This window comes from Bradyrhizobium sacchari, from assembly GCF_002068095.1.
Taxonomy (GTDB): Bacteria; Pseudomonadota; Alphaproteobacteria; order Rhizobiales; family Xanthobacteraceae; genus Bradyrhizobium; species Bradyrhizobium sacchari.
This window is the reverse complement of record NZ_LWIG01000001.1, coordinates 777,297-802,583: the sequence shown is the minus strand read 5'-3', so window position 1 is coordinate 802,583 and position 25,287 is coordinate 777,297. Positions and strand designations below refer to the sequence as shown.

General features: G+C 65.8%; 25 protein-coding genes. 15 read left to right on the top strand and 10 right to left on the bottom strand.

Going from position 1 to position 25,287, the window contains the following annotated elements; translation table 11 throughout:
• A partial coding sequence (locus tag A5906_RS03675; RefSeq protein ID WP_245326574.1) for a penicillin-binding protein activator occupies positions 1–994 on the top strand: 994 nt, incomplete at its 5' end.
• A gap of 162 nt (positions 995–1,156) precedes the next feature.
• Here A5906_RS03675 and hemW read toward each other — a convergent pair.
• Genes hemW through rph form a run of 3 tightly spaced genes read right to left on the bottom strand, consistent with a single transcriptional unit; the run spans position 1,157 to position 3,718 of the window.
• Positions 1,157–2,341, bottom strand: a complete 1,185-nt coding sequence (gene hemW, locus A5906_RS03670; protein ID WP_080133849.1) for a radical SAM family heme chaperone HemW — start codon at positions 2,339–2,341, stop codon at positions 1,157–1,159.
• Between the two features lie 16 nt (positions 2,342–2,357).
• Positions 2,358–2,993 carry an RdgB/HAM1 family non-canonical purine NTP pyrophosphatase gene (rdgB, locus tag A5906_RS03665; RefSeq protein ID WP_080133848.1) on the bottom strand — a complete coding sequence of 212 codons (636 nt, stop codon included), beginning with the start codon at positions 2,991–2,993 and terminating at the stop codon, positions 2,358–2,360.
• 11 nt (positions 2,994–3,004) lie between these two features.
• On the bottom strand, positions 3,005–3,718 hold the full coding sequence (rph, locus tag A5906_RS03660) for a ribonuclease PH (protein ID WP_080133847.1): 714 nt from the start codon (positions 3,716–3,718) through the stop codon (positions 3,005–3,007).
• A 163-nt stretch (positions 3,719–3,881) separates the two neighbouring features.
• On the opposite strand from rph, the gene hrcA reads away from it, so the two are divergent.
• Together hrcA and grpE are read left to right on the top strand one after the other, a co-directional pair.
• Positions 3,882–4,970, top strand: a complete 1,089-nt coding sequence (gene hrcA, locus A5906_RS03655) for a heat-inducible transcriptional repressor HrcA (RefSeq protein WP_080133846.1) — start codon at positions 3,882–3,884, stop codon at positions 4,968–4,970.
• Between the two features lie 109 nt (positions 4,971–5,079).
• Entirely contained in the window at positions 5,080–5,697 is a 618-nt protein-coding gene (grpE, locus tag A5906_RS03650; protein WP_080133845.1) for a nucleotide exchange factor GrpE, read from the top strand.
• A 59-nt stretch (positions 5,698–5,756) separates the two neighbouring features.
• On the opposite strand, the gene pncA is transcribed toward grpE, so the two are convergent.
• On the bottom strand, positions 5,757–6,479 hold the full coding sequence (pncA, locus tag A5906_RS03645; protein WP_080133844.1) for a bifunctional nicotinamidase/pyrazinamidase: 723 nt from the start codon (positions 6,477–6,479) through the stop codon (positions 5,757–5,759).
• 156 nt (positions 6,480–6,635) lie between these two features.
• The gene (locus A5906_RS03640; RefSeq protein WP_080133843.1) at positions 6,636–7,577 is read right to left on the bottom strand and encodes a hypothetical protein; all 942 of its coding nucleotides are present in this window, start codon (positions 7,575–7,577) and stop codon (positions 6,636–6,638) included.
• A gap of 379 nt (positions 7,578–7,956) precedes the next feature.
• Here A5906_RS03640 and dnaK point away from each other — a divergent pair, with 379 nt between their 5' ends.
• The 8 genes from dnaK (at position 7,957) to A5906_RS03595 (ending at position 15,452) form a co-directional block, all read left to right on the top strand.
• Positions 7,957–9,858, top strand: coding sequence for a molecular chaperone DnaK (dnaK, locus tag A5906_RS03635; protein ID WP_018645013.1), 1,902 nt, complete (start codon positions 7,957–7,959; stop codon positions 9,856–9,858).
• 273 nt (positions 9,859–10,131) lie between these two features.
• Positions 10,132–11,265 carry a molecular chaperone DnaJ gene (dnaJ, locus tag A5906_RS03625; protein WP_080133842.1) on the top strand — a complete coding sequence of 378 codons (1,134 nt, stop codon included), beginning with the start codon at positions 10,132–10,134 and terminating at the stop codon, positions 11,263–11,265.
• 88 nt (positions 11,266–11,353) lie between these two features.
• Entirely contained in the window at positions 11,354–11,953 is a 600-nt protein-coding gene (locus A5906_RS03620) for a class I SAM-dependent methyltransferase (RefSeq protein ID WP_018323496.1), read from the top strand.
• A 57-nt stretch (positions 11,954–12,010) separates the two neighbouring features.
• A complete protein-coding gene (locus tag A5906_RS03615; RefSeq protein ID WP_080134059.1) occupies positions 12,011–12,589 on the top strand; it encodes an NADPH-dependent FMN reductase in 579 nt (192 codons plus the stop codon).
• A 6-nt stretch (positions 12,590–12,595) separates the two neighbouring features.
• Positions 12,596–13,306 (top strand): orotidine-5'-phosphate decarboxylase, encoded by a 711-nt coding sequence (gene pyrF, locus A5906_RS03610; RefSeq protein WP_080133841.1) that lies wholly within the window; start codon positions 12,596–12,598, stop codon positions 13,304–13,306.
• A 25-nt stretch (positions 13,307–13,331) separates the two neighbouring features.
• A complete protein-coding gene (locus tag A5906_RS03605; RefSeq protein WP_080133840.1) occupies positions 13,332–13,643 on the top strand; it encodes a DUF1330 domain-containing protein in 312 nt (103 codons plus the stop codon).
• A 267-nt stretch (positions 13,644–13,910) separates the two neighbouring features.
• Positions 13,911–14,726 carry a 4-hydroxy-tetrahydrodipicolinate reductase gene (gene dapB / locus A5906_RS03600; protein WP_080133839.1) on the top strand — a complete coding sequence of 272 codons (816 nt, stop codon included), beginning with the start codon at positions 13,911–13,913 and terminating at the stop codon, positions 14,724–14,726.
• Between the two features lie 102 nt (positions 14,727–14,828).
• Positions 14,829–15,452: a 2,3-bisphosphoglycerate-dependent phosphoglycerate mutase gene (locus tag A5906_RS03595; protein WP_080133838.1), complete on the top strand. Its 624-nt coding sequence runs from the start codon at positions 14,829–14,831 to the stop codon at positions 15,450–15,452.
• Between the two features lie 156 nt (positions 15,453–15,608).
• Here the strand turns inward: A5906_RS03595 and A5906_RS03590 are convergent, their stop codons facing one another.
• Both A5906_RS03590 and A5906_RS03585 read right to left on the bottom strand, forming a co-directional pair.
• Positions 15,609–16,505, bottom strand: a complete 897-nt coding sequence (locus tag A5906_RS03590; RefSeq protein ID WP_080133837.1) for a methylated-DNA--[protein]-cysteine S-methyltransferase — start codon at positions 16,503–16,505, stop codon at positions 15,609–15,611.
• Between the two features lie 54 nt (positions 16,506–16,559).
• A complete protein-coding gene (locus tag A5906_RS03585) occupies positions 16,560–17,078 on the bottom strand; it encodes a DUF2244 domain-containing protein (protein ID WP_080133836.1) in 519 nt (172 codons plus the stop codon).
• 22 nt (positions 17,079–17,100) lie between these two features.
• Here A5906_RS03585 and nth point away from each other — a divergent pair, with 22 nt between their 5' ends.
• The 3 genes from nth to A5906_RS03570 all read left to right on the top strand — a co-directional run bounded on the left by nth (position 17,101) and on the right by A5906_RS03570 (position 20,741).
• Positions 17,101–17,868, top strand: a complete 768-nt coding sequence (gene nth, locus A5906_RS03580) for an endonuclease III (protein WP_080134058.1) — start codon at positions 17,101–17,103, stop codon at positions 17,866–17,868.
• A gap of 124 nt (positions 17,869–17,992) precedes the next feature.
• Positions 17,993–19,126: an HlyD family secretion protein gene (locus A5906_RS03575; protein ID WP_080133835.1), complete on the top strand. Its 1,134-nt coding sequence runs from the start codon at positions 17,993–17,995 to the stop codon at positions 19,124–19,126.
• Positions 19,113–20,741: an MFS transporter gene (locus tag A5906_RS03570; RefSeq protein ID WP_080133834.1), complete on the top strand. Its 1,629-nt coding sequence runs from the start codon at positions 19,113–19,115 to the stop codon at positions 20,739–20,741. Before A5906_RS03575 ends, A5906_RS03570 begins: the two co-directional genes overlap by 14 nt.
• A 6-nt stretch (positions 20,742–20,747) precedes the next feature.
• Here the strand turns inward: A5906_RS03570 and A5906_RS03565 are convergent, their stop codons facing one another.
• From A5906_RS03565 to A5906_RS03555, 3 genes are all read right to left on the bottom strand, one after another.
• Entirely contained in the window at positions 20,748–21,488 is a 741-nt protein-coding gene (locus tag A5906_RS03565) for a sulfate transporter family protein (RefSeq protein WP_080133833.1), read from the bottom strand.
• Between the two features lie 280 nt (positions 21,489–21,768).
• Complete coding sequence (gene nikR, locus A5906_RS03560) at positions 21,769–22,215, bottom strand: nickel-responsive transcriptional regulator NikR (protein WP_080134057.1); 447 nt, start codon at positions 22,213–22,215, stop codon at positions 21,769–21,771.
• Between the two features lie 57 nt (positions 22,216–22,272).
• Complete coding sequence (locus A5906_RS03555) at positions 22,273–24,729, bottom strand: heavy metal translocating P-type ATPase (RefSeq protein WP_080134056.1); 2,457 nt, start codon at positions 24,727–24,729, stop codon at positions 22,273–22,275.
• A 63-nt stretch (positions 24,730–24,792) separates the two neighbouring features.
• Here A5906_RS03555 and A5906_RS03550 point away from each other — a divergent pair, with 63 nt between their 5' ends.
• Complete coding sequence (locus A5906_RS03550; RefSeq protein ID WP_018645028.1) at positions 24,793–25,068, top strand: metal-sensitive transcriptional regulator; 276 nt, start codon at positions 24,793–24,795, stop codon at positions 25,066–25,068.
• The last annotated feature ends 219 nt before the right edge of the window (positions 25,069–25,287 follow it).

Genomic DNA, 25,287 nt, shown 5'->3' with positions numbered 1-25,287 from the left:
CCTGCCGCTCTCGGCGGCCGGCAATGCGGGCCTTGCCGCCCAGTCGATGCGCAACGCCGCCGAGATGGCGCTGGCCGAGTTCCAGAACCCGAACATCCAGCTGCTGATCAAGGACGACAATGGCAGCCCGCAGGGCGCGCAAGCCGGCGCGCAGCAGGCTGTCGAGGAGGGCGCCGAGATCATCCTGGGGCCGCTGTTCGCACAATCGGTGCCGGCAGTGGCGCAGGTCGCGCGTACCCGCAACATCCCGGTGATCGCGTTCTCGACCGACTCCAGCATCGCCGGCCGCGGCGTCTATCTCCTGAGCTTCCTGCCGGAGTCCGACGTCAACCGCATCATCGAATATTCGGCCAGCATCGGAAAGCGCTCCTTCGCCGTGCTGGTGCCCGACAATGCCTATGGCAATGTCGTCGAGGCCGCGGTGAAGGTGGCGGTGCCGCGGCGCGGCGGGCGCATCGTCGCGTTCGAGAAATACGGTGCCGATCGCGCCACGCCGGCACGCACCGTGGCGCAGCAGCTCGGCAGCGCCGATGCGCTGTTCATCGCCGACGACGGCGATGCGGTGGTGACGGTGGCCGATGCGATGACCGCGGCCGGTGCGAATTTGCGCAACATCCAGCTGCTCGGTACTGGCCTGTGGGACAGTCCGCGCGTCTATGCCAACGCGAACCTGCAAGGCGGCCTCTATGCCGCGCCCGATCCGGCCGGTTTCCGCGCCTTCTCCGGCCGCTATCGCACCAAGTACGGCGCCGACCCCATCCGCACGGCCACGCTCGCCTATGATGCGGTCGCGCTGGTCGCAGCGCTCGCGCGCACGCAGGGCACCACGCGCTTCTCCTCCGACGTGCTCACCAACCCGTCGGGCTTCGCCGGCATCGACGGCTTGTTCCGCTTCCGCCCCGACGGCACCAACGAACGCGGCCTTGCGGTGATGAAGGTGACGACGGGCGGCGGCGTTGCGGTCGCGGGCTCGCCGAAGAGTTTTGGCGCGTAGTTGTTTCTCCGCCATCGTGCTGGCGAAAGCCAGGACCGATACCGCGTGATCTATCGAGTGATTACGGTGTGAGTACCAGCAAAGAATAGTTGGGAGTCTTCGCCAAACTCTTCCCTGTGGTCATGGGTCCTGGCTTTCGCCAGGAGGGCGATGGGAGAGAGTTCAGGCCGCCAGATCCGCGACCACCGCATCCAGCACCGGAAATCCGCTGCTGGTCACGCGCAGCCGGCCCGTCGCATCCACCGTGATCGCGCCTTCCTCGCGCAGCAGCGCGATGCGCTTGGGATCGAGCGGGCGGCCGGAGAGCGCCTTGTAGCGCTCGGGGTCGATGCCTTCGGCGAGGCGCAATCCCATCAGCAGGAATTCGTCGGCGCGCTCCTCGCTGTTGAGGAGATCGTCGGTGACGACGCCATGGCCGTTGGTCTCGACCCGCATCAGCCAGGCTTCGGGACGCTTCTCGGTGGCGGTGGCATGGCGCACGCCGTCGATGTCGAGACGGCCATGGGCGCCCGGACCGATGCCGGCATATTCCTCGCCGCGCCAGTAGACCAGATTGTGCCGGCACTCGGCGCCGCGCCGCGCGTGATTGGAAATCTCGTAGGCTGGCAGCCCGAGCTTGTCGCAGGTTTCCTGCGTGACGTCGTAGAGCGCGCGCGCAACCGCTTCGTCCGGCGTCTTCAATTTGCCGGCCTGGTGCAGGCCGAAGAACGGCGTGCCTTCCTCGATCGTCAATTGATAAAGCGATAGATGCTCCGCTGCTTCATCGATCGCGAGACGCAGCTCATCGGCCCACATCGCCGGCGTCTGGTCGGGGCGGGCGTAGATCAGGTCGAACGAATAGCGGTCGAACGAGCGGCGCGCGATGGCGACGGCATCGAGCGCCTCGCGCGCGCTGTGCATGCGGCCGAGCGCCTTCAGCGAGGAATCGTCGAGCGCCTGCACGCCGAGCGAGACGCGGTTGACGCCGGCGGAGCGATAGCCGGCAAAGCGCGTGGCTTCGACGCTGGTCGGATTTGCTTCCAGCGTGACTTCGACGTCTTTCGCAACGGTCCAGTGCTTGCCGATGGCATCGAGCACCGCGCCGACGGTGGCCGGCTGCATCAGCGATGGCGTGCCGCCGCCGAGGAAGATCGAGGTCACCTCGCGGCCGGGCGCGCGCTCGGCGGTCGTTGCGATCTCGCGCGCGAAGCCGGATGCGAAGCGCGCCTCGTCGATCGCGGCATGGCGGACATGGCTGTTGAAGTCGCAATAGGGGCACTTCGACAGGCAGAACGGCCAGTGCACGTAGACGCCGAAGGCTTCGGATTCTGGTTTTGACGCGTTTTCCTGGCGCGAACCGGTATCCACTTCGCTCGAAAACGCTCTAGCGCGGCTCAAGGCAGATCTCCGCCAGTTTCACGAAGGCGCGGGCGCGATGCGACAGGCCGAGGCCGTGCGGCGGCAGGCCGTGCTTCTCGATGCTTTCCATCTCGCCGAAGGTGCGGCTGTGGCCATCGGGCAGGAACATCGGATCGTAGCCGAAACCTGCGGTGCCGCGCGGCGGCCAGGCCAGCGTGCCGTCGACACGCGCCTCGACCTCTTCGAGATGATCGTCAGGCCAAGCCACGCAGAGTGCGGAGACGAAATGCGCCCTGCGCTTGTCGGGCGTGGTCGCGCCGCGCTCCTGCAGCAGCCGCTCGATCTGGGCCATCGCCGCGTTGAAATCCTTGGTCGGACCGGCCCAGCGCGCGCTGTAGATGCCGGGCGCGCCGTCGAGCGCGTCGACAACGATGCCGGAATCGTCGGCGAAGGACGGAAACCCGGTCGCACGCGCTGCCGCGATCGCCTTGATCGCGGCGTTGCTGCGGAAATCGTTGCCGGTTTCCTCGGGCTCATCCAGGCCGAGTTCCCCGGCCGACACCGCCTCGATCCCGTACGGCGCAAGCAGCTCCTTCATCTCGGCGAGCTTGCCGGGATTGTGGGTGGCGATGACGAGCTTTCCGGTGATTCGGCGGTGCATCGGCCTATTGACTACGCCACAGCCAGTTTCTGCAAGTCCACCAGACGCGCGACGCCCTTGCGCGCCAGCGCCATCAGCGCCAGGAACTCGGCTTCCGTGAACGGCTCGCGTTCCGCGGTGCCCTGTACCTCGATGATGCGGCCATCGCCGGTCATGACGAAATTGGCGTCGGTCTGGGCCTCCGAATCCTCGGCATAGTCGAGATCGAGCACCGGCGTGCCGTTGTAGATGCCGCAGGAGATCGCGGCGACGTTGTCGCGCAGCACGTTGGCCTTGATCATGTTGCGCGCCTTCATCCAGTTGATGCAGTCGGCGAGCGCGACCCAGGCGCCGGTGATCGAGGCCGTGCGGGTGCCGCCGTCGGCCTGGAGCACGTCGCAATCGACCGTGATCTGGCGCTCGCCGAGCGCTTCGAGATCGACGATGGTGCGAAGCGAGCGGCCGATCAGGCGCTGGATCTCGACGGTGCGGCCGCTCTGCTTGCCGGCCGAAGCCTCGCGGCGGGTGCGTTCGGAGGTCGCGCGCGGCAGCATGCCGTATTCGGCGGTGACCCAGCCGCGGCCCTGGCCCTTCAGCCACGGCGGCAGGCGGTCTTCCAGCGTGGCGGTGACCAGCACATGGGTGTCGCCGAATTTCACCAGGCACGAGCCTTCCGCATATTTGACCACGCCGCGCTCCAGCGTCACGGGGCGCAATTCGTCGGGCGCACGGCGGCTTGGCCGCATGGGAAATCCTCCAAAACTTTCGGAAAAGGGCTGTTCGCGGTGCTTGTAGGTGGGGTGAGGGTATGCGGCAAGGCTTTTTCGGTCCCCAGGCCCGTGCAAAACCCGGCTTGTCAGCCGCCTCCCGGATGGACAAATTATGAGCATCTGAGAGGAGTTACCGTCTGTGGCCCATCACGATCCGATCCATCTGATCGCGCCGCGCGCAGGCCTTGCCCAGCTCAACGAGCGTTCCCGCGACATCTTTCGTCAAATTGTCGAAAGCTATCTCGCGACCGGTGAGCCGGTCGGCTCGCGCAACATTTCCCGCCTGATCGCCATGCCGCTGTCGCCGGCCTCGGTCCGCAACGTCATGGCCGATCTGGAACAGCTCGGCCTGATCTATGCCCCGCACACTTCGGCGGGCCGGCTGCCGACGGAACTCGGCCTGCGCTTCTTCGTCGACGCCCTGATGCAGGTCGGCGATCTCAACGAGGCCGAACGGCAGTCGATCCAGAGCCAGCTCGCCACGGTCGGCCAGGCCCAGTCGGTCGAGGCGGCGCTGGACCAGGCGCTGACGCGGCTGTCGGGCCTGACCCGCGCCGCGGCGGTGGTGCTGACGCCGAAATCCAATGCCCGGCTCAAGCACATCGAATTCGTCCGCCTGGAACCGGAAAAAGCGCTGGTGATCCTGGTCGGCGAGGACGGCCAGGTCGAGAACCGCGTGCTGACGCTGCCGCCGGGAGTTCCATCCTCGGCGATCACCGAGGCCGGGAATTTCCTCAATGCCCGGATTCGCGGCCGGACCCTGGCCGAGGCGCGGCTCGAGCTCGAGACCGCGCTCGGGGAAGCCCGCGCCGAACTCGATCAGCTGACGCAGAAGGTGATCTCGGCCGGTATCGCCAGCTGGTCCGGCGGCGAGAACGAGGACCGCCAGCTCATCGTCCGCGGCCACGCCAATCTGCTGGAAGATCTGCACGCGCTGGAGGATCTGGAGCGGGTGCGCCTTCTGTTCGACGACCTCGAGACCAAGCGCGGCGTCATCGACCTGCTCGGCCGCGCCGAGACCGCCGAGGGCGTGCGCATCTTTATCGGTTCGGAGAACAAACTGTTTTCCCTCTCGGGCTCCTCCACCATCATCTCGCCGTATCGGGATGCCGCCGGCCACATCGTCGGTGTTTTGGGCGTGATCGGGCCGACGCGGCTGAATTATGCTCGCGTGATCCCGACTGTGGACTACGCTGCCCGCATCGTCAGCCGCCTTCTGGGGGGCTGACCGGCATTTGCGCCGATCACGGGCGCTTGATTTTCGTGCGCTTAGGCACGATATCCGGGCCAACAATCCCGCCCAACAGTTCTTGGAAACGAGTTCGAGATTAGAGCCGATGACCGATCGAGACCGGCAACCCGAAGACACGACCACGCCGACCGGCGAGCCCGTGGTGTCGAAACCCTACATCATGCCCGACGATCCCGAGCCGGGCTCGGTCGAGCTGCTGCAGAAGGAAGCCGCCGAGGCGCGCGACCGCATGCTGCGGACGCTGGCCGAGATGGAAAACCTGCGCAAGCGCACCACCAAGGAGGTCGCTGACGCCCGCCTCTACGGCATCACCGGCTTCGCCCGCGACGTGCTCGAGATCGCCGACAATCTCCAGCGCGCGCTCGATGCGGTTCCGGCCGAGGCCCGTGCCACCGCCGATCCGGGCCTGATCTCGCTGATCGAGGGTGTCGAGCTCACCGAGCGCTCGTTGCTCAACGCGCTGGAAAAGCACGGCGTGAAGAAGCTCGATCCGCTGGGCCAGAAGTTCGACCCGAACTTCCACCAGGCGATGTACGAGGTGCCTGATGCGTCGGTGCCGTCGGGCACCGTGGTGCAGATCATGCAGGCCGGCTACACCATCGGCGACCGCGTGCTGCGCCCGGCCCTGGTCGGTGTCGCCAAGGGTGGCGCGAAGGCCGCGCCCGCGGCCAACAACAACGAACAGAGCAGCGCGCCGAACTGATTGTTGGTGTCATTCCGGGTTCGGCTCTGCGAGCCGCCCCGGAATGACGGCCATCTGGCCTACGCGCTCACCGCAATGTCGCTCGACTGAATTCGCTTCACGCCGGCCTTGGCCATGTCGGCCCAGGCCTTTGCCAGCGAGCCCTGAGTGTCGATGCCGCGGCAGGCGTCTTCCACGACATAGACTTCAAAACCCGCCTTGCGTGCGTCCAGCGCGGTCCAGGCGACGCAGAAGTCCGTCGCAAGCCCGGCGACGAAGACGCGCTTGATCTTGCGGCCCTTCAGGTAGCCGGCGAGCCCGGTCGAGGTCTTGCCGTCGGCTTCGAGGAAGGCCGAGTAGCTGTCGACGTCCTTGTGAAAGCCCTTGCGGATGATGAGCTCGGCGTGCGGGATCGCAAGGTCCTTCGACAGCGACGCGCCGTCGGTGCCCTGCACGCAATGGTCCGGCCACAGCACCTGCTTGCCGTAGGGCAGGTCGATGGTCTCGAACGGCTTCTTGCCGGAGTGGACCGACGCAAACGAGACGTGGCCGGGCGTGTGCCAGTCCTGCGTCATCACCACATTCGCGAACGCCTTCGCCATCTTGTTGATGACGGGCACCACCTGCTCGCCTTCCTTCACCGCGAGGCTGCCGCCGGGCAGGAAGCAGTTCTGCACGTCGATCACCAGCAGCGCGGATGCGTCGTCCGGCTTGATCGATGCCGCTGCGAACAGCGCGGTTGGCGCCAGCGTCGCCAGCGCCGTCGTTCCGAGCGCCGCGAGGATTTGTCGTCGATCAAGCATCGTTTGCCTCCCTCCAGGATGATCCAACCGGGGGAAGCCTAGTTCCGCGCGTATACGAACAGAAGCCCGAAAATGCAGCCGGTATTGGTGAGGGGGTGGGCTCGCTCTTGTCGTCCCGGCCTCCGCCAGGACGACACCGAGTATGCAGCGCCCGCTTTACCCCTTCGGCTGAATTCCGTCGCGCACGGCGCGGAAGCGGGTGAAGGCGGCTTGCCACTGGTCGCGCGGGGCGCTGGCGATGATGCGCAGCGAGGCGCCGCCGCTCGAGAAGCGGATCCACTGCACCACGGTCACCGGCGTCTTGTCCTTGCCGCTGACGCCGTCGATGCGGGTCTCGAAACCCTGCTGGCCATTGATGCGGATCGGCTCCGACATGGTGACGCGGGATTCGCGCACCCCGGGGATCTGGAGCGCGGCCTCCTGGGCGAAGCGGGCGCGGTCATCGGGGGCTTGCGGGGTGGCGCCGATCAGGCCGAGGATCATGAACGGCTTCGACTCATAGCCTGCGGCCTCGTTGCCGTCGGCGAGGATGATGCTGGAGCCCGGCGCCAGCGTGCGGATGTCCTTGAAGTCGGCGAGATCGGTGATCTTGAACGGCATCAGCGCGATCTGCTCTTCGGCCGAGACCTGCTTGCGGGTGGTGGCGCTCGCGAACATCTGCCGCACCGCCTCGTCGGTGTAGATCTTGGTCGCATTCTCCGGGATCTGCACCGCGACGTAGCCGGAGAAGCCGGCGCCCGGCACGATCATCGAATAGCGCTTCACCGGGGTCTCGCCGGCCTTGCCGTTCTCGGTGGTGAAATAGGCAAGGCCCGCGGGCGTCTCGATCTTGTCCTGCTTGACGCCATTGGCGCCGGCCGGGTTGGAATTGAAGGCGCTCACGACCTCGCCATAGGCCGCCGGCGGCAGCTCGGTGATCAGCACCTTGACGCTGCCGTCCTCGCTCTCGAAGCCCGGAAAGGTTTTTGCCGTGTTGAGGCCGACCAGCGGCACCATGCCGAGGCGCAGGCCCGGCGGGAAAACGGCGTCGGCAGCCAGGGCCGGAAACGCGGAGGCAATGAGAAGGGCGAGCGCGGCGAGGGGGCGGATCAGCTTCATGGGCACTCTGATTGGTTCACATTGAGGCCGTTCGATGGTCGGCCACCGGGCGCTTTGTCGCGCGAAGCAGCCCTTGGCGCGGCTGTCGGCCGGCCCGCCTTTTAGCGGGTTTGGCCCTNNNCGGATTGCGGAGGCGGGGTGGCGGATCGCCGGACCTGTTAATATTTCCTCACCCGCAAGGGCGGTTGAGCCCGGATATGATCTCTTAAAACCCAATGTTTTCACGGCCGAGACTTGGTTTCGGTCCTTGCGGCCCCCTCCCCCCCTCCTATATGAGCCTCAATCATCGCAATATCGCGGATGTTTGATCTTAGGGGGTTTCGGTTCGGGTGCCTTCTGGGCCCAGCCAACCTGCCGCAAAAAGAAGGATATCAGGACCATGGGAAAGGTCATTGGGATCGACCTCGGCACCACGAATTCGTGCGTCGCCGTGATGGATGGCAAAAACGCCAAAGTTATCGAGAATTCCGAAGGCATGCGCACGACGCCTTCGATCGTCGCCGTGACGGACGACGGTGAGCGCCTCGTCGGCCAGCCTGCCAAGCGCCAGGCCGTTACCAATCCCGAGCGTACGTTCTTCGCAGTGAAGCGCCTGATCGGCCGCCGCTACGACGACCCGATGGTCGAGAAGGACAAGAAGCTCGTTCCGTACAAGATCGTGAAGGCTTCCAACGGCGACGCCTGGGTCGAGGCCGACGGCCAGACCTACTCGCCGTCGCAGGTCTCGGCGTTCATCCTGCAGAAGATGAAGGAGACCGCGGAAGCCCATCTCGGCCAGAAGGTCGACCAGGCCGTCATCACCGTTCCCGCCTACTTCAACGACGCGCAGCGCCAGGCGACCAAGGATGCCGGCAAGATCGCGGGCCTTGAAGTGCTGCGCATCATCAACGAGCCGACCGCGGCCGCGCTCGCCTATGGCCTCGACAAGACCAAGGCCGGCACGATCGCCGTGTACGATCTCGGCGGCGGCACCTTCGATATCTCCATTCTCGAAATCGGCGACGGCGTGTTCGAGGTGAAGTCGACCAATGGCGACACCTTCCTCGGCGGTGAAGATTTCGACATGCGCCTCGTGGGCTATCTGGCCGACGAGTTCCAGAAGGAGCAGGGCATCAACCTGCGCAACGACAAGCTCGCGTTGCAGCGCCTGAAGGAAGCCGCTGAAAAGGCCAAGATCGAGCTGTCGTCGACGACGCAGACCGAGATCAACCTGCCCTTCATCACCGCGGACCAGACCGGCCCGAAGCATCTGACGATGAAGCTCACCCGTGCCAAGTTCGAGGCGCTGGTCGACGACCTCATCCAGAAGACCGTCGAGCCCTGCCGCAAGGCGCTGAAGGATGCCGGCGTCACCGCCGGTGAGATCGGCGAAGTCGTGCTGGTCGGCGGCATGTCGCGTATGCCGAAGGTCCAGGAGGTCGTGAAGCAGCTGTTCGGCAAGGAGCCGCACAAGGGCGTCAACCCGGACGAGGTCGTGGCGATCGGCGCTGCGATCCAGGCCGGCGTGCTCCAGGGCGACGTCAAGGACGTGCTGCTGCTCGACGTGACCCCGCTGTCGCTGGGCATCGAGACGCTGGGCGGCGTGTTCACCCGCATCATCGACCGCAACACCACGATCCCGACCAAGAAGAGCCAGGTGTTCTCGACGGCTGAAGACAATCAGAATGCCGTCACCATCCGCGTCTTCCAGGGCGAGCGTGAAATGGCGGCCGACAACAAGATGCTCGGCCAGTTCGACCTGATGGGCATTCCGCCGGCTCCGCGCGGCATGCCGCAGATCGAGGTGACCTTCGACATCGACGCCAACGGCATCGTCAACGTCTCGGCCAAGGACAAGGCCACGGGCAAGGAGCAGCAGATCCGCATCCAGGCCTCCGGCGGCCTGTCGGAAGCCGACATCGAGAAGATGGTCAAGGACGCCGAGGCCAACGCCGAGGCGGACAAGAAGCGCCGCGAGGCCGTCACCGCCAAGAACGAGGCGGATGGCCTGGTGCATTCGACCGAGAAGGCGCTTGCCGAGCACGGTTCGAAGGTTGCCGAGACCGAGCGCCGCGCCATCGAGGATGCCGTCAGCGACCTCAAGGAAGCGCTGAAGGGCGACGATGCCGAGGCGATCAAGGCCAAGACCCAGACGCTGGCCCAGGCTTCGATGAAGCTCGGCGAGGCCATGTACAAGCAGCAGGCCGAGGCCGACGCCAAGAAGGACGCGGCCAAGGACGACGTCGTCGACGCGGAGTTCACCGAAGTCGACGACGACAAGAACAACAAGAAGTCCGCCTGAACCCCAAGAGGGTGATGATGCGGACGACTTGGACCCCACACGCGCTACCGGCCTCCTCCCTCGCGGGGGAGGCCGTCGTGTCGGGCTCGTCGGGCCAAGGCGTCTTTCAGGACTCCTTTGGAATCGGCCCCGTTACGATCGATCAATTCCCAGCCGTTATTCTCAGCGCTGCCATGCCGCCCTCTGCCGCAAGGCTTAAGGGTGCCTATATCGTTGCGTGGCAACGTTGTTTCGCTCCAACTTGAATCGCGATTGGATTAGACCGAGCTCAGCATGTCCACGTCCACCAAGCGCTGCTATTACGAAACCCTCGAAGTCGAACGCGACGCCGACGAATCCAAGCTGAAATCGTCGTTCCGCAAGCTGGCGATGAAGTTTCATCCCGATCGCAATCCCGGGGACGACACCAGCGAGGTCAAGTTCAAGGAAATCAACGAGGCCTACGAGGTCCTGAAGGACAAGGACAAGCGCGCGGCCTATGACCGCTTCGGCCATGCGGCCTTCGAGCAGGGCGGTCCCGGCGGCGGTGCCGGTTTCGGCGCCGGCTTTGCCTCCTCCTTCTCCGACATTTTCGAGGATCTGTTCGGCATGGCCGGACAGCGCGGCCGCGGCGGCCGCGAGCGCGGCGCCGATCTGCGCTACAACATGGAGATCACGCTCGAGGAAGCCTTTGGCGGCAAGACCGCGCAGATCGAGATCCCGGTCTCGGTCACCTGCGAGGCCTGCTCGGGCGTCGGCGCCAAGGCCGGCACCAAGCCGAAGACCTGCTCGACCTGCGGCGGCGCCGGCCGCGTGCGGCAGTCGCAGGGCTTCTTCACGCTCGAACGCACCTGCCCGGGCTGCCAAGGTCGCGGCCAGATGATCGAGGACGCCTGCCCGTCCTGCTCGGGCCAGGGCCGCGTCACCCGCGAACGCACGCTGTCGGTGAACATTCCCGCCGGCGTCGAGGACGGCACGCGGATCAGGCTCGCCGGCGAGGGCGAAGCCGGGGTCCGCGGTGGTCCGCCCGGCGACCTCTACATCTTCCTGTCGCTGGCCCAGCACCAGTTCTTCCAGCGCGACGGCGCCGATTTGCATTGCCGGGTGCCGATCTCGATGGTGACGGCTGCGCTTGGCGGCGAATTCGAGGTGCCGACCATCGACAAGGCCAAGGCCAAGGTGAAGGTCCCGGCCGGGACCCAGTCCAACCGTCGATTCCGCATTGCATCAAAAGGCATGCCGGTGCTGCGTTCGCGCCAGACCGGCGACATGTATGTTCAGGTCGTGGTCGAGACCCCGCAGAACCTCACCAAGAAGCAGCAGGAATTGCTGGCCGAGTTCGAAAAGCTCTCCTCTGGCAACACCCAGCCGGAATCCGAGGGTTTCTTCGCCAAGGTCAAGGACTTCTTCGGTAATCGGGCGAACTGAGTCGGCTTGACCGTATCGCCTGCGGCCTATACCTGTTTATGACCATTTTCTGACACGCCGCGGTCCCGCGGTCCCGTCCGGTCCAGACATGCCATTGCCATCGTCCGCGCGTGCGTTGAAGAAGCCCCGTCTCGACGACGAGGTGCGCTTTCTCAGATCGTGGATCGAAAAGCCCCTCCACATGGGCGCGGTGATGCCGTCGGGCAAGCTCTTGGCCCGGACCATGGCTCACTATGTCGACGTCGATTCCGACGCCCCCGTGGTCGAGCTCGGGCCCGGGACCGGCGCCATCACCTCGGCGCTGATCGAGCGTGGCGTCGACCAGAAGCGTCTCGTTCTCGTCGAATACAATCCCGGCTTCTGCGCGCTGCTGCGCGACCGCTACCCGCAGGCCAAGGTCGTGCAGGGCGATGCCTACCGCCTCCGCGACACGCTCTGGAACGTGCTGAGCGCGCCCGCGAGCGCGGTCGTGTCCGGCCTGCCGCTCGTCACAAAACCGATGCTGACGCGGCTGCGGCTCATTCGCGATGCCTTCACGGCGCTCGCACCCGGCGCACCCTTCGTCCAATTCACCTATGCGGTGGTGCCGCCGATCCCGAAATCGCTGCCCGGCGTGTCCACAGAGGCCTCGGAACGGATCTGGATGAACCTTCCGCCGGCCCGCGTCTGGGTGTATCGCAAGGACTAATTCCGCCGGCATTTGCTTTTGCGCGGCGGGCTCGTTTCGCCGAACGCATGGAAGCGGATGTCCGCACCCAAAATCCTGGTCATTCCCGGCTCGCTGCGCACCGGCTCGCACAATGCGAAGCTGGCGGCGGTCATCGCCTATGAGTTCGCCCGCACCGGCGTCGATGTCACCCGCATCTCGCTCGCCGATTTTCCGCTGCCGATCTACGACGGGGATCTCCAGGCCAAGTCCGGCGTCCCCAAGAACGCGATCAATCTGAAGCGCATGATCGGCGCGCATCATGGCGTGCTGATCGTCTCGCCCGAATACAATGCTTCGGTGCCGCCGCTCCTGAAGAATGCGATCGACTGGGTCAGCCGCGTTCACGATCTGCACGAAGAGCGCGGCGCGGTGTTCCGCAATCGTACCTTCGCGCTCGCCGGCGCTTCACAGAGCCGGTTGGGTGCCGCCCGCGCGCTCCAGGCGCTCAGGCTGATCCTGACCTCCTGCCACGCCAATGTGATTGCCAGCCAGCTCGCCCTCGCCTTTGCCGACCAGGCCTATGACGATATGGACAGGCTGAAGAACGAGGGCGATATCGCCGCCTTGAAGGAGCTGGTAGCGCAGTTGATCGACGTTTCCCAACGCATGATGTGAGGTGACATGACGCCAGCCGAGATCGCCCCGAAAGACCGCCTGATCGTTGCGCTCGATCTGCCGAGTGTTGATGCCGCGGAGGCGATGATCGCGAAGCTCGGCGACAGCGTCGCGTTCTACAAGATCGGCTATCAGCTCGCCTATGCCGGCGGCCTGCCGCTGATCGGCAAGCTCGCCGACAAGGGCAAGAAGGTCTTTGCCGATCTCAAGATGCACGACATCGGCAACACGGTGACGCGCGGTGTCGAGAGCGTGGCGAAGCTCGGCGCGACCTTCCTCACCGTGCACGCATATCCGCAAACCATGAAAGGGGCCGTCGAAGGTCGCGGCAGCTCGAAGCTGCAGATTCTCGCCGTCACGGTGCTGACGTCCTACAACGACGATGATCTTCACGCCGCCGGCTATCGGCTCAGCGTATCCGAGCTGGTCGAGGCACGCGCGCAGCAGGCGCAGGTGCTCGGTGTCGATGGCCTGGTGTCGTCGCCCGAGGAGGCCGGAGCCTTGCGCAAGATCGTCGGCCATCGGATGAGCCTCGTCACCCCCGGCATCCGCCCGGCGGGTTCGGCCAGCGGCGACCAGAAGCGCATCATGACGCCCGGCCGCGCGATCGCCGCGGGCGCCGATTATCTCGTCGTCGGCCGGCCGGTGGTGGAAGCCGCGGACCCCAAGGCTGTCGCAGACGCCATCCACGCCGAGATCGCGCAGGCGCTCGGCTAACCACCAACAACAAGGGAGAAGAACAATGGCAAAAGCCTACTGGATCGGACGCGTCGACGTGCACAATGACGAGGGCTACAAACCCTACGTCGTCGCCAACGGCCCGATCTTCAAGAAATGGGGTGGCCGCTTCGTCGTCCGCGGCGGCAAGTTCACCACCGTCGAAGGCGCCAGCCGCACCCGCAACGTCGTCATCGAATTCCCGGACTACCAGACCGCAATCGCCTGCTACAACTCGCCGGAATACCAGGCCAACATCAAGGTGCGGCAGCCGCACTCGATCGCCGACCTCATCATCATCGAGGGCTATGACGGCCCGCAGCCGCAGGACGGCTGAGGCGCAATCTGCGCGCACGCCTCGTCCTTCGAGACGACCGCTCCGCGGTCTCCTCAGGATGAGGCTAACTGGCAGCGGCCCGGCGGCGAAATTGCCGCCGCACGCTCAGCCCTCATCCTGAGGGCCCGCCGCAGGCTGGGCGTCTCGAAGGATGGCCGCAAGCGACCTGCCTCCAGGGGAAGGAGCGAGTGCGTCTGTGCCTGCCCGATCCCCTCGGTTGCCGGAACTGCATCCCCCCGCTACAACGGCCCTGAAGAGGATCACACCATGTCCGACATGCGCTTGATTGTTGCAGGAGCCGGCGGCCGGATGGGCCGCGCGCTGGTGCGGGCGATTGCCGAAAGCAAAGGCGCGGTGCTGGCGGGTGCACTGGAGGCGCCGGGCTCCGAGCTGCTCGGCAAGGATGCCGGCGTGCTCGCAGGCCTCCCGGCCAACGACATCAAGCTCTCCGCCGATCTCTGGGCGATGTCCAAGGACGCCGACGGCATCCTCGATTTCACCGTGCCGGCGGCGACCATCGCCAATGTCGCGATCGCCGCCCAGCGCGGCATCGTGCATGTCGTCGGCACGACGGGGCTTTCCGGCTCCGACAACGCCGTCATCAAGAGCGTCACCAACCGCGCGGTGGTGGTGCAGTCCGGCAATATGAGCCTGGGCGTCAATTTGCTCGCGGCCGTCGTCAAGCGCGTCGCCAAGGCGCTCGACGAAAGCTTCGACATCGAGATCGTCGAGACCCATCACCGCATGAAGGTCGATGCGCCCTCGGGCACGGCGCTGATGCTGGGGCAGGCCGCGGCCAGCGGCCGCGGCGTTACCCTCGACGAACATTCCGAGCGTGGCCGCGACGGCATCACCGGCGCGCGCCGGCCGGGCAATATCGGTTTCGCCTCCTTGCGCGGCGGCACCGTGGCCGGCGACCACAGCGTAACCTTCCTCGGCCCGTTCGAGCGCCTGACGCTGTCGCATCAGGCCGAGGATCGCATGCTGTTCGCCCATGGCGCGCTCAAGGCGGCGCTGTGGGCGCATGGCAAGCCGCCGGGGCACTACTCCATGGCCGACGTGCTCGGCCTGTCCGACATCTGAACAAGAGCATGATCCGGACCCGGAGGGCTGCGTTAGCGCAAAGTGCGAAACGGTCTTCCGACAAGGTCATGCTCGGAACAAAAACGAGATGGAAAGCAGTTGATGAGTGAACGTCTCCTCGTGCTCGTGCGCCATGGCCAGAGCGAATGGAATCTGAAGAACCTGTTCACGGGCTGGAAGGACCCCGACCTTACCGAGCTCGGGGTGACCGAAGCGAAGGAAGCAGGCCGTAAGCTGAAGGCTCAGGGGCTCGTGTTCGACGTCGCCTACACCTCGGTGCTGACGCGCGCGCAGCATACGCTGGACCTCATCCTCGACGAGCTCGGCCAGAAGGGTCTGCCAACTTCGAAGAACCTCGCGCTGAACGAGCGCGACTATGGCGATCTCTCCGGCCTCAACAAGGATGACGCCCGCAAGAAATGGGGCGAGGACCAGGTGCTGATCTGGCGCCGCTCCTACGACGTACCGCCGCCCGGCGGCGAAAGCCTGAAGGACACGCTGGCGCGTGCATTGCCGTACTATGTGCAGGAGATCCTTCCCGGCGTGCTCAACGGCAAGCGTACGCTGGTCGCCGCCCACGGCAATTCGCTGCGCGCGCTGATCATGGTGCTGGAAAAGCTCTCGCCCGAAGGCATTTTGAAGCGCGAACTCGCCACCGGCGTTCCGATCATCTACCGGCTGAATGCGGATTCGACGGTGGCGTCGAAGCTGGATCTGGCGGGCTGATCTCTTCGCCTCTCCCCGCGTGCGGGGAGAGGCCGGAATGCGCGCGTAGCGCGGATTCCGGGTGAGGGGGATTTTCCGCGAGTCCGACTGTCACCGTCCCCGTGGAGACTCCCCCTCACCCGACCCTCTCTCCGCAAGCGGGGCGAGGGAGTAGACCTACTGCATCCCCACCCGCCCGGCTTCCCAGCCCAGCATCGCCTGCTTGCGGGTGACGCCCCAGTGATAGCCGGTGAGCGTGCCGCTCTTGCCGAGCGCGCGGTGGCAGGGCACGACGAATGAGACCGGATTCTTGCCGACGGCTGCGCCGACGGCGCGCGAGGCCTTCGGGCTGTTGATGTTGCAGGCGATGTCGGAATAGGACACCGCGCGGCCCATCGGGATCTTCAGCAGCGTCTCCCACACCCGTACCTCGAAATCGGTGCCGATCAGAACCACGCGCAGCGGCTGGTCCGGCCGCCAGAGTTTGGTATCGAAGATGCGTGCGGCGAGCGGTGCGGTGCCCTCGTGATCTTCCACATAGGTCGCGTTCGGCCAGCGCCGCGTCATGTCGGCGAGCGCGATCTTCTCTTCACCGTGATCGGCGAAGGCGAGACCCGAGAGACCGCGGTCGGTCGCGATCACGATGGCGGTGCCGAACGGCGAGGGGTGGAAGCCGTAGCGCAGGGTGAGTCCCGCGCCGCCGTTCTTCCATTCGCCGGGCGACATCGCCTCATGGGTGACGAAGAGATCGTGCAGCCGGCCCGGGCCTGACAGCCCGGAGTCGAGCGCGGCATCCAGAATGCTGGCGGAATCCCGCAGCAATCCCTTGGCATGATCGAGCGTGAGCGCCTGCATGAAAGCCTTCGGCGTGATCGAGGCCCAGCGGCGGAACAGATGGTGCAGCTCATCCGGCGTGACGCCGGCGGCATCCGCCATTGCCTCGATGGTCGGCTGCGCGCGCCAGTTCTCCGAGATGAACGCAATCGCCCGGCGCACGGAATCATAGTCGCGCAACGCGGCGTTCTGGGGGCCCGGCTTGGCCAGGCGCTGGTCATGGATTGCGAGTGTCATCATGACCGGAAATGTAGGAGAGGGGCGGGTCTGAAACCACCCGATTTCCGACTGGGATCAGCTGATCGGGTTATAGGTTGGCCCACGCTTGGCGGCGTTCAGGGCCTCAACTAAGCCTTTGTAAAAACTTGCCTTTTCCTCGGGCCCGAGGAACCTTGCGATCTGAATCTGGTGGCCGCGCGAGATCAGATAAAGATGCTCGATGCCGAAATCCTCGTCGACTTCCATGTCGAGGCGGACCCAGAGCGGATTGAAGGTCCATTCGGCGACCTGGCCGCGATGGCTGATGCGCTTCACCCGCAGTTCGGAGGTCGTGACGGTGATTTGCTCGCGCGCCCGGGCGGTGCCGAAATTGACCCTGAAGGCCCACCAGACCACGAGCACGTCGAGACCGAAGAAGCCGAGCACGGGCCAGGCGCCCTTCAACAGGAAGGCGAGGCCGGTGGCAAAGCTGACGATACTCAGGAACAGCATCACGGCGAGGAAGCCGGTGCGGTTCAGCGAGCGGTGCGGCGTCAGCAGCGCGGAGAAGATCTGCACCTCGTGCTCGCGCTCAATTTCGTTGCCTGTGCTCATCGTCCCTCAGTATATCCCGATCATGGCGAAAATCACCCGCAAGCCGGTCCCGCGCAAAGCCGCCGTGCCGAAGAAAAAGGCAAAGGCGGCTGTCACCAAGCCCAAGCCCGCCAAGAAATCGGCGCCGGCCAAAAAATCACTCAAGGCCACGAGACCCTGGACGCCGGCGGAGATTCACGAGGTCTTCAGCCGTTTCCGCAAGGCCAATCCGGAGCCGAAGGGCGAGCTCGAGCACGTCAACCCGTTCACGCTGCTGGTCGCCGTGGTGCTGTCGGCGCAGGCGACCGACGCCGGCGTCAACAAGGCGACACGCGCCTTGTTCGAGGTCGCCGACACCCCGCAGAAGATGCTCGACCTCGGCGAGGAGCGCTTGCGCGAATACATCAAGACCATCGGCCTCTATCGCACCAAGGCCAAGAACGTCATCGCGCTGTCGGCAAAAGTGCTCAGCGATTTCGGCGGCGAGGTGCCGCGCACGCGCGCCGAGATCGAGTCGTTGCCCGGTGCGGGCCGCAAGACTGCAAACGTCGTGCTCAACATGGCCTTCGGCGAGCACACCATGGCGGTGGACACCCATGTCTTCCGCGTCGGCAACCGCACGGGGCTTGCGCCCGGCAAGACGCCGCTCGACGTCGAGCTCGGTCTCGAAAAGGTGATCCCGCCCGAGTTCATGCTCCACGCCCATCATTGGCTGATCCTGCACGGCCGCTATACTTGCCTCGCACGCAAGCCGCGCTGCGAGGTGTGCCTGATCAACGATCTCTGCCGCTGGCCGGAGAAGACGGTGTGATGGCAATGCCCGTCATTCCGGGACGGTCCGAAGGACCCGGCCCGGAATCTCGAGATTCCGGGTTCGATGCTGCGCATCGCCCCGGAATGACGAGAACGAGAGAACGCGATTTTGGGGTGATATCGTGAGTCAGCAGGAACAAATTTCGCCGTCGCCTGCCGCAGCCCCAACCGCCCCGCCCAAGCCGACACAGCCGCCAGCGCCCTCGCTCTGGAGCCGCCTCGCAATTCCGCTGTTCGCCGTCATCGTCGCCCTTGCCTTCGTCGCGCTGGCAACGCTGCGCTTCGATGAATGGGTCGGCAATGCCGCGGTCCAGACCACCAACGACGCCTATGTCCGCGCCGAGCTGACGCGGCTTGCAAGCCGCGTCTCCGGCGAGGTGCTGACCGTTGGGGTCACCGACTTCCAGCGCGTCAAGGCCGGCGACCTGCTGATCCAGATCGATTCCGCGGATTACCAGGCCCAGGTCGCACAGGCCGATGCCGCGGTCGCTGCGGCGCAAGCCGTGCTCGACAATCTCAGCAACCAGATCGAGCTGCAATACGCGACGATCGCGCAGGCCGAAGCCGCGCTTCTGTCGGCGGAGGCGCTGCAGGTCGAGGCCAAGCAGGAGCAGGAGCGCCAGCAATCGCTCTCGCAGACCGAGGCCGGCACGCGGCAGCGGCTCGAACAGGCGGTTGCGGGTCTTGCCAAGGCGCAGGCGGATGTGCGCGCCAGCCGCGCCGTGATCGCGGCCCAGCAACACCAGCTCGAGGTTCTACAGGGCACCAGGAAGCAGCGCGCCGCCGATGTGGAAGCGGCCAAAGCGACGCTGGCGAGCGCAAAGCTGAAGCTCGGCTACACCAGGATCACCGCACCGTTCGACGGCGTCGTCGGCGAGCGCCAGGTGCAGCCCGGCGACTACGTCAATATCGGCACCAATCTCATCAACGTGGTGCCGTTGCCGAAAGTGTACGTGATCGCGAACTACAAGGAGACCCAGCTCACCCATATCGCGCCGGGCCAGCCGGTCGAGATCACCGTCGACAGTTTTCCGCGCGAGAAGCTGCGCGGCAAGGTCGAGCGCATTGCGCCCGCGACCGGCGCGCAGGTCGCGCTGCTGCCGCCGGACAACGCCACCGGCAATTTCACGAAAGCCGTGCAGCGCATTCCCGTCCGCATCCAGTTCGATGACGATCAACCGTTGCTGGCGCGGCTCGTGCCCGGCATGTCGGTCGTCACCAGCATCGATACGAAGGGCGGCAATGGCGGAAAATGACGATGCCGGCCGCGGACCAGTCTCGCGCGGCGGCATCGCGCCGCAGCCCTTGTTTGCCGTCGCGGCGGTGCTGCTCGGCTCGTTCCTCGCCAATTTCGACAGCCGGCTGACCACGGTCGGCCTGCCGGATCTGCGCGGCGCATTCGGCCTCAGCTTCGACGAAGGCGCCTGGCTCTCGACCGCCGGGATCGGCTCCCAGATCTTCATCGCACCCGCGGTGGCCTGGCTTGCGACCGTCTTTGGCCTGCGGCGGGTGCTCGCCATTCCGAGCCTCGTCTATGCGGTCGTCTCGCTGATCATCCCTTTCCTGCACGACTATCCGACGCTGATCGCGCTCAGTGTCGTCCATGGCCTGTTGCTCGGCACCTTCGTGCCGGCAACGTTGATGATCATCTTTCGGAACTTGCCGATGCGCTGGTGGTTGCCGGCGATCGCGCTCTATTCGATCCGGGTTGGATTTGCGCTGGATACGTCGAGCTCGCTGGTCGGCTTCTATGTCGAGCATCTCGGCTGGCAGTGGCTGTACTGGCAGAGCGTGATACTGGCGCCGGTGATGGGTCTGATGGTCTATCTGGGCACGCCGAGCGAGCCGGTGAACCGCACGTTGCTGCGCGAGGCCGATTGGGGCGGGATGCTGCTGCTCGGTGCGGCCGTCGGCATGATCTACGCCGGTCTCGACCAGGGCAATCGCCTCGACTGGCTCGGCTCCGGCACGGTGATGGCGCTGCTCGTCGGTGGCGGCGTGCTGTTCGTCGCCTTCCTCGTCAACGAGTCGCTGGTGCGCCAGCCCTGGGCGCATGTGAATGTGCTGTTCTCCCGCAATATCGGCCTGGCGCTGGTGGTGATCCTGCTCTACACGCTGACCTCGCTCTCCAACTCGTCACTGGTGCCGAACTTCCTCGGCAACGTCGTGCTGCTCAGGCCGGAGCAGAGCGGCCTGTTGCTGCTGACCTATGGTGCGCTACCGATGTTCGTTCTGGTGCCGCTCTCGATCTGGCTGCTCCGCCATTTCGACGCGCGCGGCGTCGTGACGCTGGGCTTTGCCTGTTTCGCCGCCGCCAACCTCTGGGGCACCCAGCTCACGCACGAATGGGCGCGGGAAGATTTCATCGGCATCGTGCTGCTGCAGGCGGTCGGACAGTCGCTGACGCTGCTACCGCTTATCATCACGGCATTGTCGAACGCCGATCCCAGTCGTGCGACCGCCTTTGCCGCCTACATCCAGATCATGCGGCTCGGCGGCGCCGAGATCGGCGTGGCGCTGATGGGAACCTGGCTGCGCGTCCGCGAGCAGGTCCATTCCTTTTATCTCGGCCAGAACCTCGCGGTCGGCGATGTCGACGTGGTCCGCATGCTCAAGCAACTGACCGACCATTTCGCTGCCCATGGTGCCGGTCTCGCACAGGCGCGTGCGGTCGGGACGCTCGCCGGCTTCGTGCAGCGCGAGGCCAATGTGCTCGCCTATATCGACGGCTTCTGGCTCTGCTTCTGGCTGGCGATGGCCGCGCTCGGCTTCGTCGCCCTGATCGCCCGCGCGCCGCCCGGTCCGTTCACGCCGGCACCGTTCGGCTTCGCCAAGATGCTGTTGCGCAAATGCGGGGTGCGGGTGGCTTGAGCCGGGTTACCGCATCTGCCGCGCCGGCTCGATCAGTTCGGGCCGCGGGCCTGACAGGCGCTTGTGCATGTGGACCATGAAGGCCATGCCGAAGATCGGCGTCGCCAGGTTCACGATCGGGATCGAGACGAAGGCGGCGATGAACAGGCCGGCGGTGAAGATGGTCGCGGCATTGTCGCGCCGCATCGCCTTGGCGTCGTGCGGGGGGCGGAAGCGCATCGCGGCGAGCTCGAAATATTCGCGACCCAGCAGCCAGGCGGCGGCGAGGAAGAAGATCAGGAAGCCGGCGCCGGCGAAGAACACCAGCGGCAGCGCGGCGAGATAGACCAGAATGGTCAGCAGCGCAGTCTTGACGCCTTCGAGGATCGCCTGGCTGAACGGCAGTGCAACGCCCGGCTGCTCGGCAGGATAATGCTCGCGCTCGACGATGTCGGCGACGTCGTCGACGAACAGGCTCGCCACCAGCGAGGTGATCGCCGGCATCAGGAAGACGCCGCCAAATACGACGCCGAGGCCGGCCGCGATCGAGACGATCCAGGAGAGGACCTCGAGCGAGGAGTGCCAGCCCGGCCCGAGCAGGCCTTCCAGCCAGACCTCGCCATAGGTCGCAAACCAGCTCAAGAGCCTCTGCAGGCCGACCGCCAGCACGGTGATCAGCACGAGCGCAAGCCCGATCGATCGCCACAGGATCGAGCGCATCGGCGGCGAGATCATTTGCGACAGCGCCTTGACGGCGGCATCCAGCATGGGGGACCCTCTGAGGTGGATTATCGGCGAGAGGTAGACACCGAATACGGCTTCGGCAAGGGCGGGGGACTTTCCTTCTCCCCTTGGGAGAAGGTGGCATAGGCGGCAGCCGTTCTTAAAAACGCCGAAGCAAAGCTTCGGCTACGGCGCCGGATGGGGGGTTCTATCCACGAATTCAAACAAGAGTTGGAGTCGCGGAGAGAGACCCCTCACCCGTCTCACCGCTCCGCGGTGAGCCACCCCTCTCCCACAGGGTCGGCACCGCGTGTGCGCCTCGTGCCTACTCGTGCCGGTGCCCGTGCTTGCGCGCCTTCACCTGCTTGCCGTCGCCGGTCGGAATCATCACCACGCGGCCGTAGCGCACGCCGCGCTCGGCGATGATGTGGTCGGCGAAATGCCGGACCTCGTCGGCGGCGCCGCGCAGCGCCGTCATCTCCATGCAATTGTCGTCGTCGAGATGGACGTGCAGCGTCGCCAGCGCGAGGTCGTGGTGGCCGTGGAACTCCTGCACCAGCCGTTTCGACAGATCACGCGCGGCGTGGTCGTAGACATAGACGAGACCGGCGACGCATTGGCCGGTCTGCGCCGTGTCCTCCGTGCTCTGCTGCAGCCCGGCGCGCGCGAGGTCGCGGATGATCTCGGAGCGGTTCTGGTAGCCGCGCGCCTCCGCCGCGGCGTCGATCTCCGCCAGGAGGTCGTCCTCGATCGTGATCGTAATCCGCTGCATCAGGTCCTCTCCGCGCATATCGCCGAATGGACCTGTTTTACACGGATTTTGCGACACTCACAGCCGCGTCGCACGCAGCCGCAACGCGTTGCCGACCACGCTCACCGAGGACAGCGCCATCGCCGCCGCGGCTATGATCGGGGAGAGCAGCACGCCGAAGGTCGGGTAGAGGATGCCGGCGGCGATCGGAATGCCGGCGGCATTGTAGATGAAGGCGAAGAACAGGTTCTGTCGGATGTTGCTCATGGTCGCCTGCGACAGTTTTCGCGCCCGGACGATGCCGGTGAGGTCGCCCTTGAGCAGGGTGACGCCGGCGCTTTCCATGGCGACATCAGTGCCGGTGCCCATGGCGATGCCGACCTCGGCGGCGGCCAGCGCCGGCGCGTCGTTGACACCGTCGCCGGCCATCGCGACGCTGCGGCCGGCGCTTTGCAGCTTGGTCACCACCGCGCTCTTCTGGTCCGGCAGAACTTCGGCCTCGACCTCGGCGATGCCGAGCCGGCGCGCCACGGCTTCTGCCGTCGTGCGGTTGTCGCCGGTCAGCATGATCACCTTGATGCCTTCGTCGGCCAGTGCCTTCAGCGCCTCCGGCGTCGAGGCCTTGACCGGATCGGCGATCGCGAACAGGCCGGCAATAGCACCATCGACGGCCATGTTGATCACGGTGGCGCCGTCGCCGCGCAGCCGTTCGGCCTCGGCGTCGAGTGCCTTGGTGTCGATGCCGATCGAGGCGAAATATTTGGCGTTGCCGAGCACGACGGTCTTGCGGTCCACCTTGCCGGTCGCGCCCTTGCCCGTTGGCGAGTCGAACTCCTCGACCTGGCCGAGCGCGAGCTGCTTGTCCTTTGCCGCGCGCACGATCGCGTCGGCCAGCGGATGCTCGCTGGCGCGCTCGACGGTGGCCGCCATGCGCAGGATGTCGTCTTCCGCAAAGCCGGAGGCCGGCACGATTCCAACCACCTTGGGCTTGCCCTCGGTCAGCGTGCCGGTCTTGTCCACCACCAGCGTATCGATCCTCTCCATCCGCTCCAGCGCCTCGGCGTTCTTGATCAGCACGCCGGCTTGCGCGCCGCGGCCGACGCCGACCATGATCGACATCGGGGTTGCCAGGCCCAGCGCGCAGGGACAGGCGATGATCAGCACGCTGACGGCGGCGACGAGACCGAAGGCGAGCCGCGGCTCCGGTCCGAACCAGGCCCAGGCGGCGAAGGCGGCGACGGCGACGACGATCACGGCCGGCACGAACCAGCCGGCGACCTGGTCGGCCAGTCGCTGGATCGGCGCGCGCGAGCGCTGCGCGTCTGCGACCATCTGCACGATCTGTGACAGCAGCGTCTCGCGTCCGACCTTGTCGGCGCGCATGATGAAGCTGCCGGACTGGTTCAGCGTGCCGGCGATGACCTTGGCGCCGACCTCCTTGGTGACCGGCATGGATTCGCCTGTCACGAGGGACTCATCGAGCGCGGAGCGTCCCTCCAGGATCGCGCCGTCGACCGGCACCTTCTCACCGGGACGAACGCGCAAGCGGTCGCCGGCATGGAGCGTGTCGATCTCGACCTCATGCTCGCTGCCATCGGCATCGACGCGGCGCGCGGTCTTCGGCGCAAGCTGCAGCAGCGCCTTGATCGCACCCGACGTCGCATCGCGGGCGCGCAGCTCCAGCACCTGGCCGAGCAGCACCAGCACTGTGATGACGGCTGCGGCCTCGAAATAGATCGCGACCGCGCCGCCATGACCGCGGAAGGTCGCAGGGAAGATCTGCGGCGTGACCGTTCCGAGAATGCTGTAGATGTAGGCGACCCCGGTGCCCATCGCGATCAGCGTGAACATGTTGAGATTGCGCGTCAGCAGCGACTGCCAGCCGCGGACGAAGAACGGCCAGCCGGCCCACAGCACCACGGGCGTGGCGAAGACGAGCTGGATCCAGTTCGAGAGAGTCTGGTCGATCCAGTTGTGCGGACCTGCGAGATGGCCGCCCATCTCCAGCACCACCGCCGGCAGCGCCAGCGCGCCGCCGATCCAGAACCGCCGCGTCATGTCGGCGAGTTCCGGATTGGGGCCGGTCTCCAGGCTCGCCACTTCGGGCTCCAGCGCCATGCCGCAGATCGGGCAGGTGCCGGGACCGACCTGCCGGATCTCCGGATGCATCGGGCAGGTGTAGATCGTGCCTGCGGGCATCTCAGGCTCGGGAGCCGTTTCCTTGGCGAGATATTTTGCGGGATCGGCCGCGAACTTGGTGCGGCAGCCGGCCGAGCAGAAATGGAAGGTCTCGCCGTGATGCTCGAAGCGATGCTTTGATGTCGCAGGATCGACCGTCATGCCGCAGACGGGGTCCTTGACCCTGGTCGCGGCGTCGCCCTGGTCATGGCCGTGATGGTGGGCATGGCCGGAATGATCGCCGTGACCGCCGCAGCACGAGGATGCCGTGGGCGTCGCCGCCGGCGCCGCCGCTGAACAGCCGCATCCGGAAGGCGTTGCCGCGTCGTGATGATGCTCGTGTTCGTTCTTGTTCATTCCCATGCTCCGGCCTTCCAGCAGGTCCTTGCAACCCATACCCGGTAGGGGTATATAAACCCCATGCGCAAGGACATCAAGGCATCTGTCGGAAAACGTCTCGGCCGGATCGAGGGCCAGGTTCGTGGCCTCTCGAAAATGGTAGAGGAAGACCGCTACTGCATCGACATCGTGACGCAGATATCGGCCGTGCGCGCCGCGCTGCGCCGGGTCGAGGAGGAGGTCCTGAAGGACCACGTCGCCCATTGCGTCGAGCACGCCATTTCGAGCGGCGACAAGGCCGACCAGCGCGCGAAGATCGCGGAGCTGATGGCGGTGATCGGACGGGCGGAGCGGTAGGTCTTCACGTCATTGCGAGCGCAGCGAAGCAATCCAGACCGTTGCCGCAGAGGCCGTCTGGATTGCTTCGTCGCAAGAGCTCCTCGCAATGACGGCGGAGAGAGACGCGCAGTATCTCCTCTAGCGTCGTCCTGGCGAAAGCCAGGACCCATACCGCGGAATCCATCGATAGCGCTCGGTAGGCGCACCGAACGACAAGTCTTCGCCAAACTGCTGCTT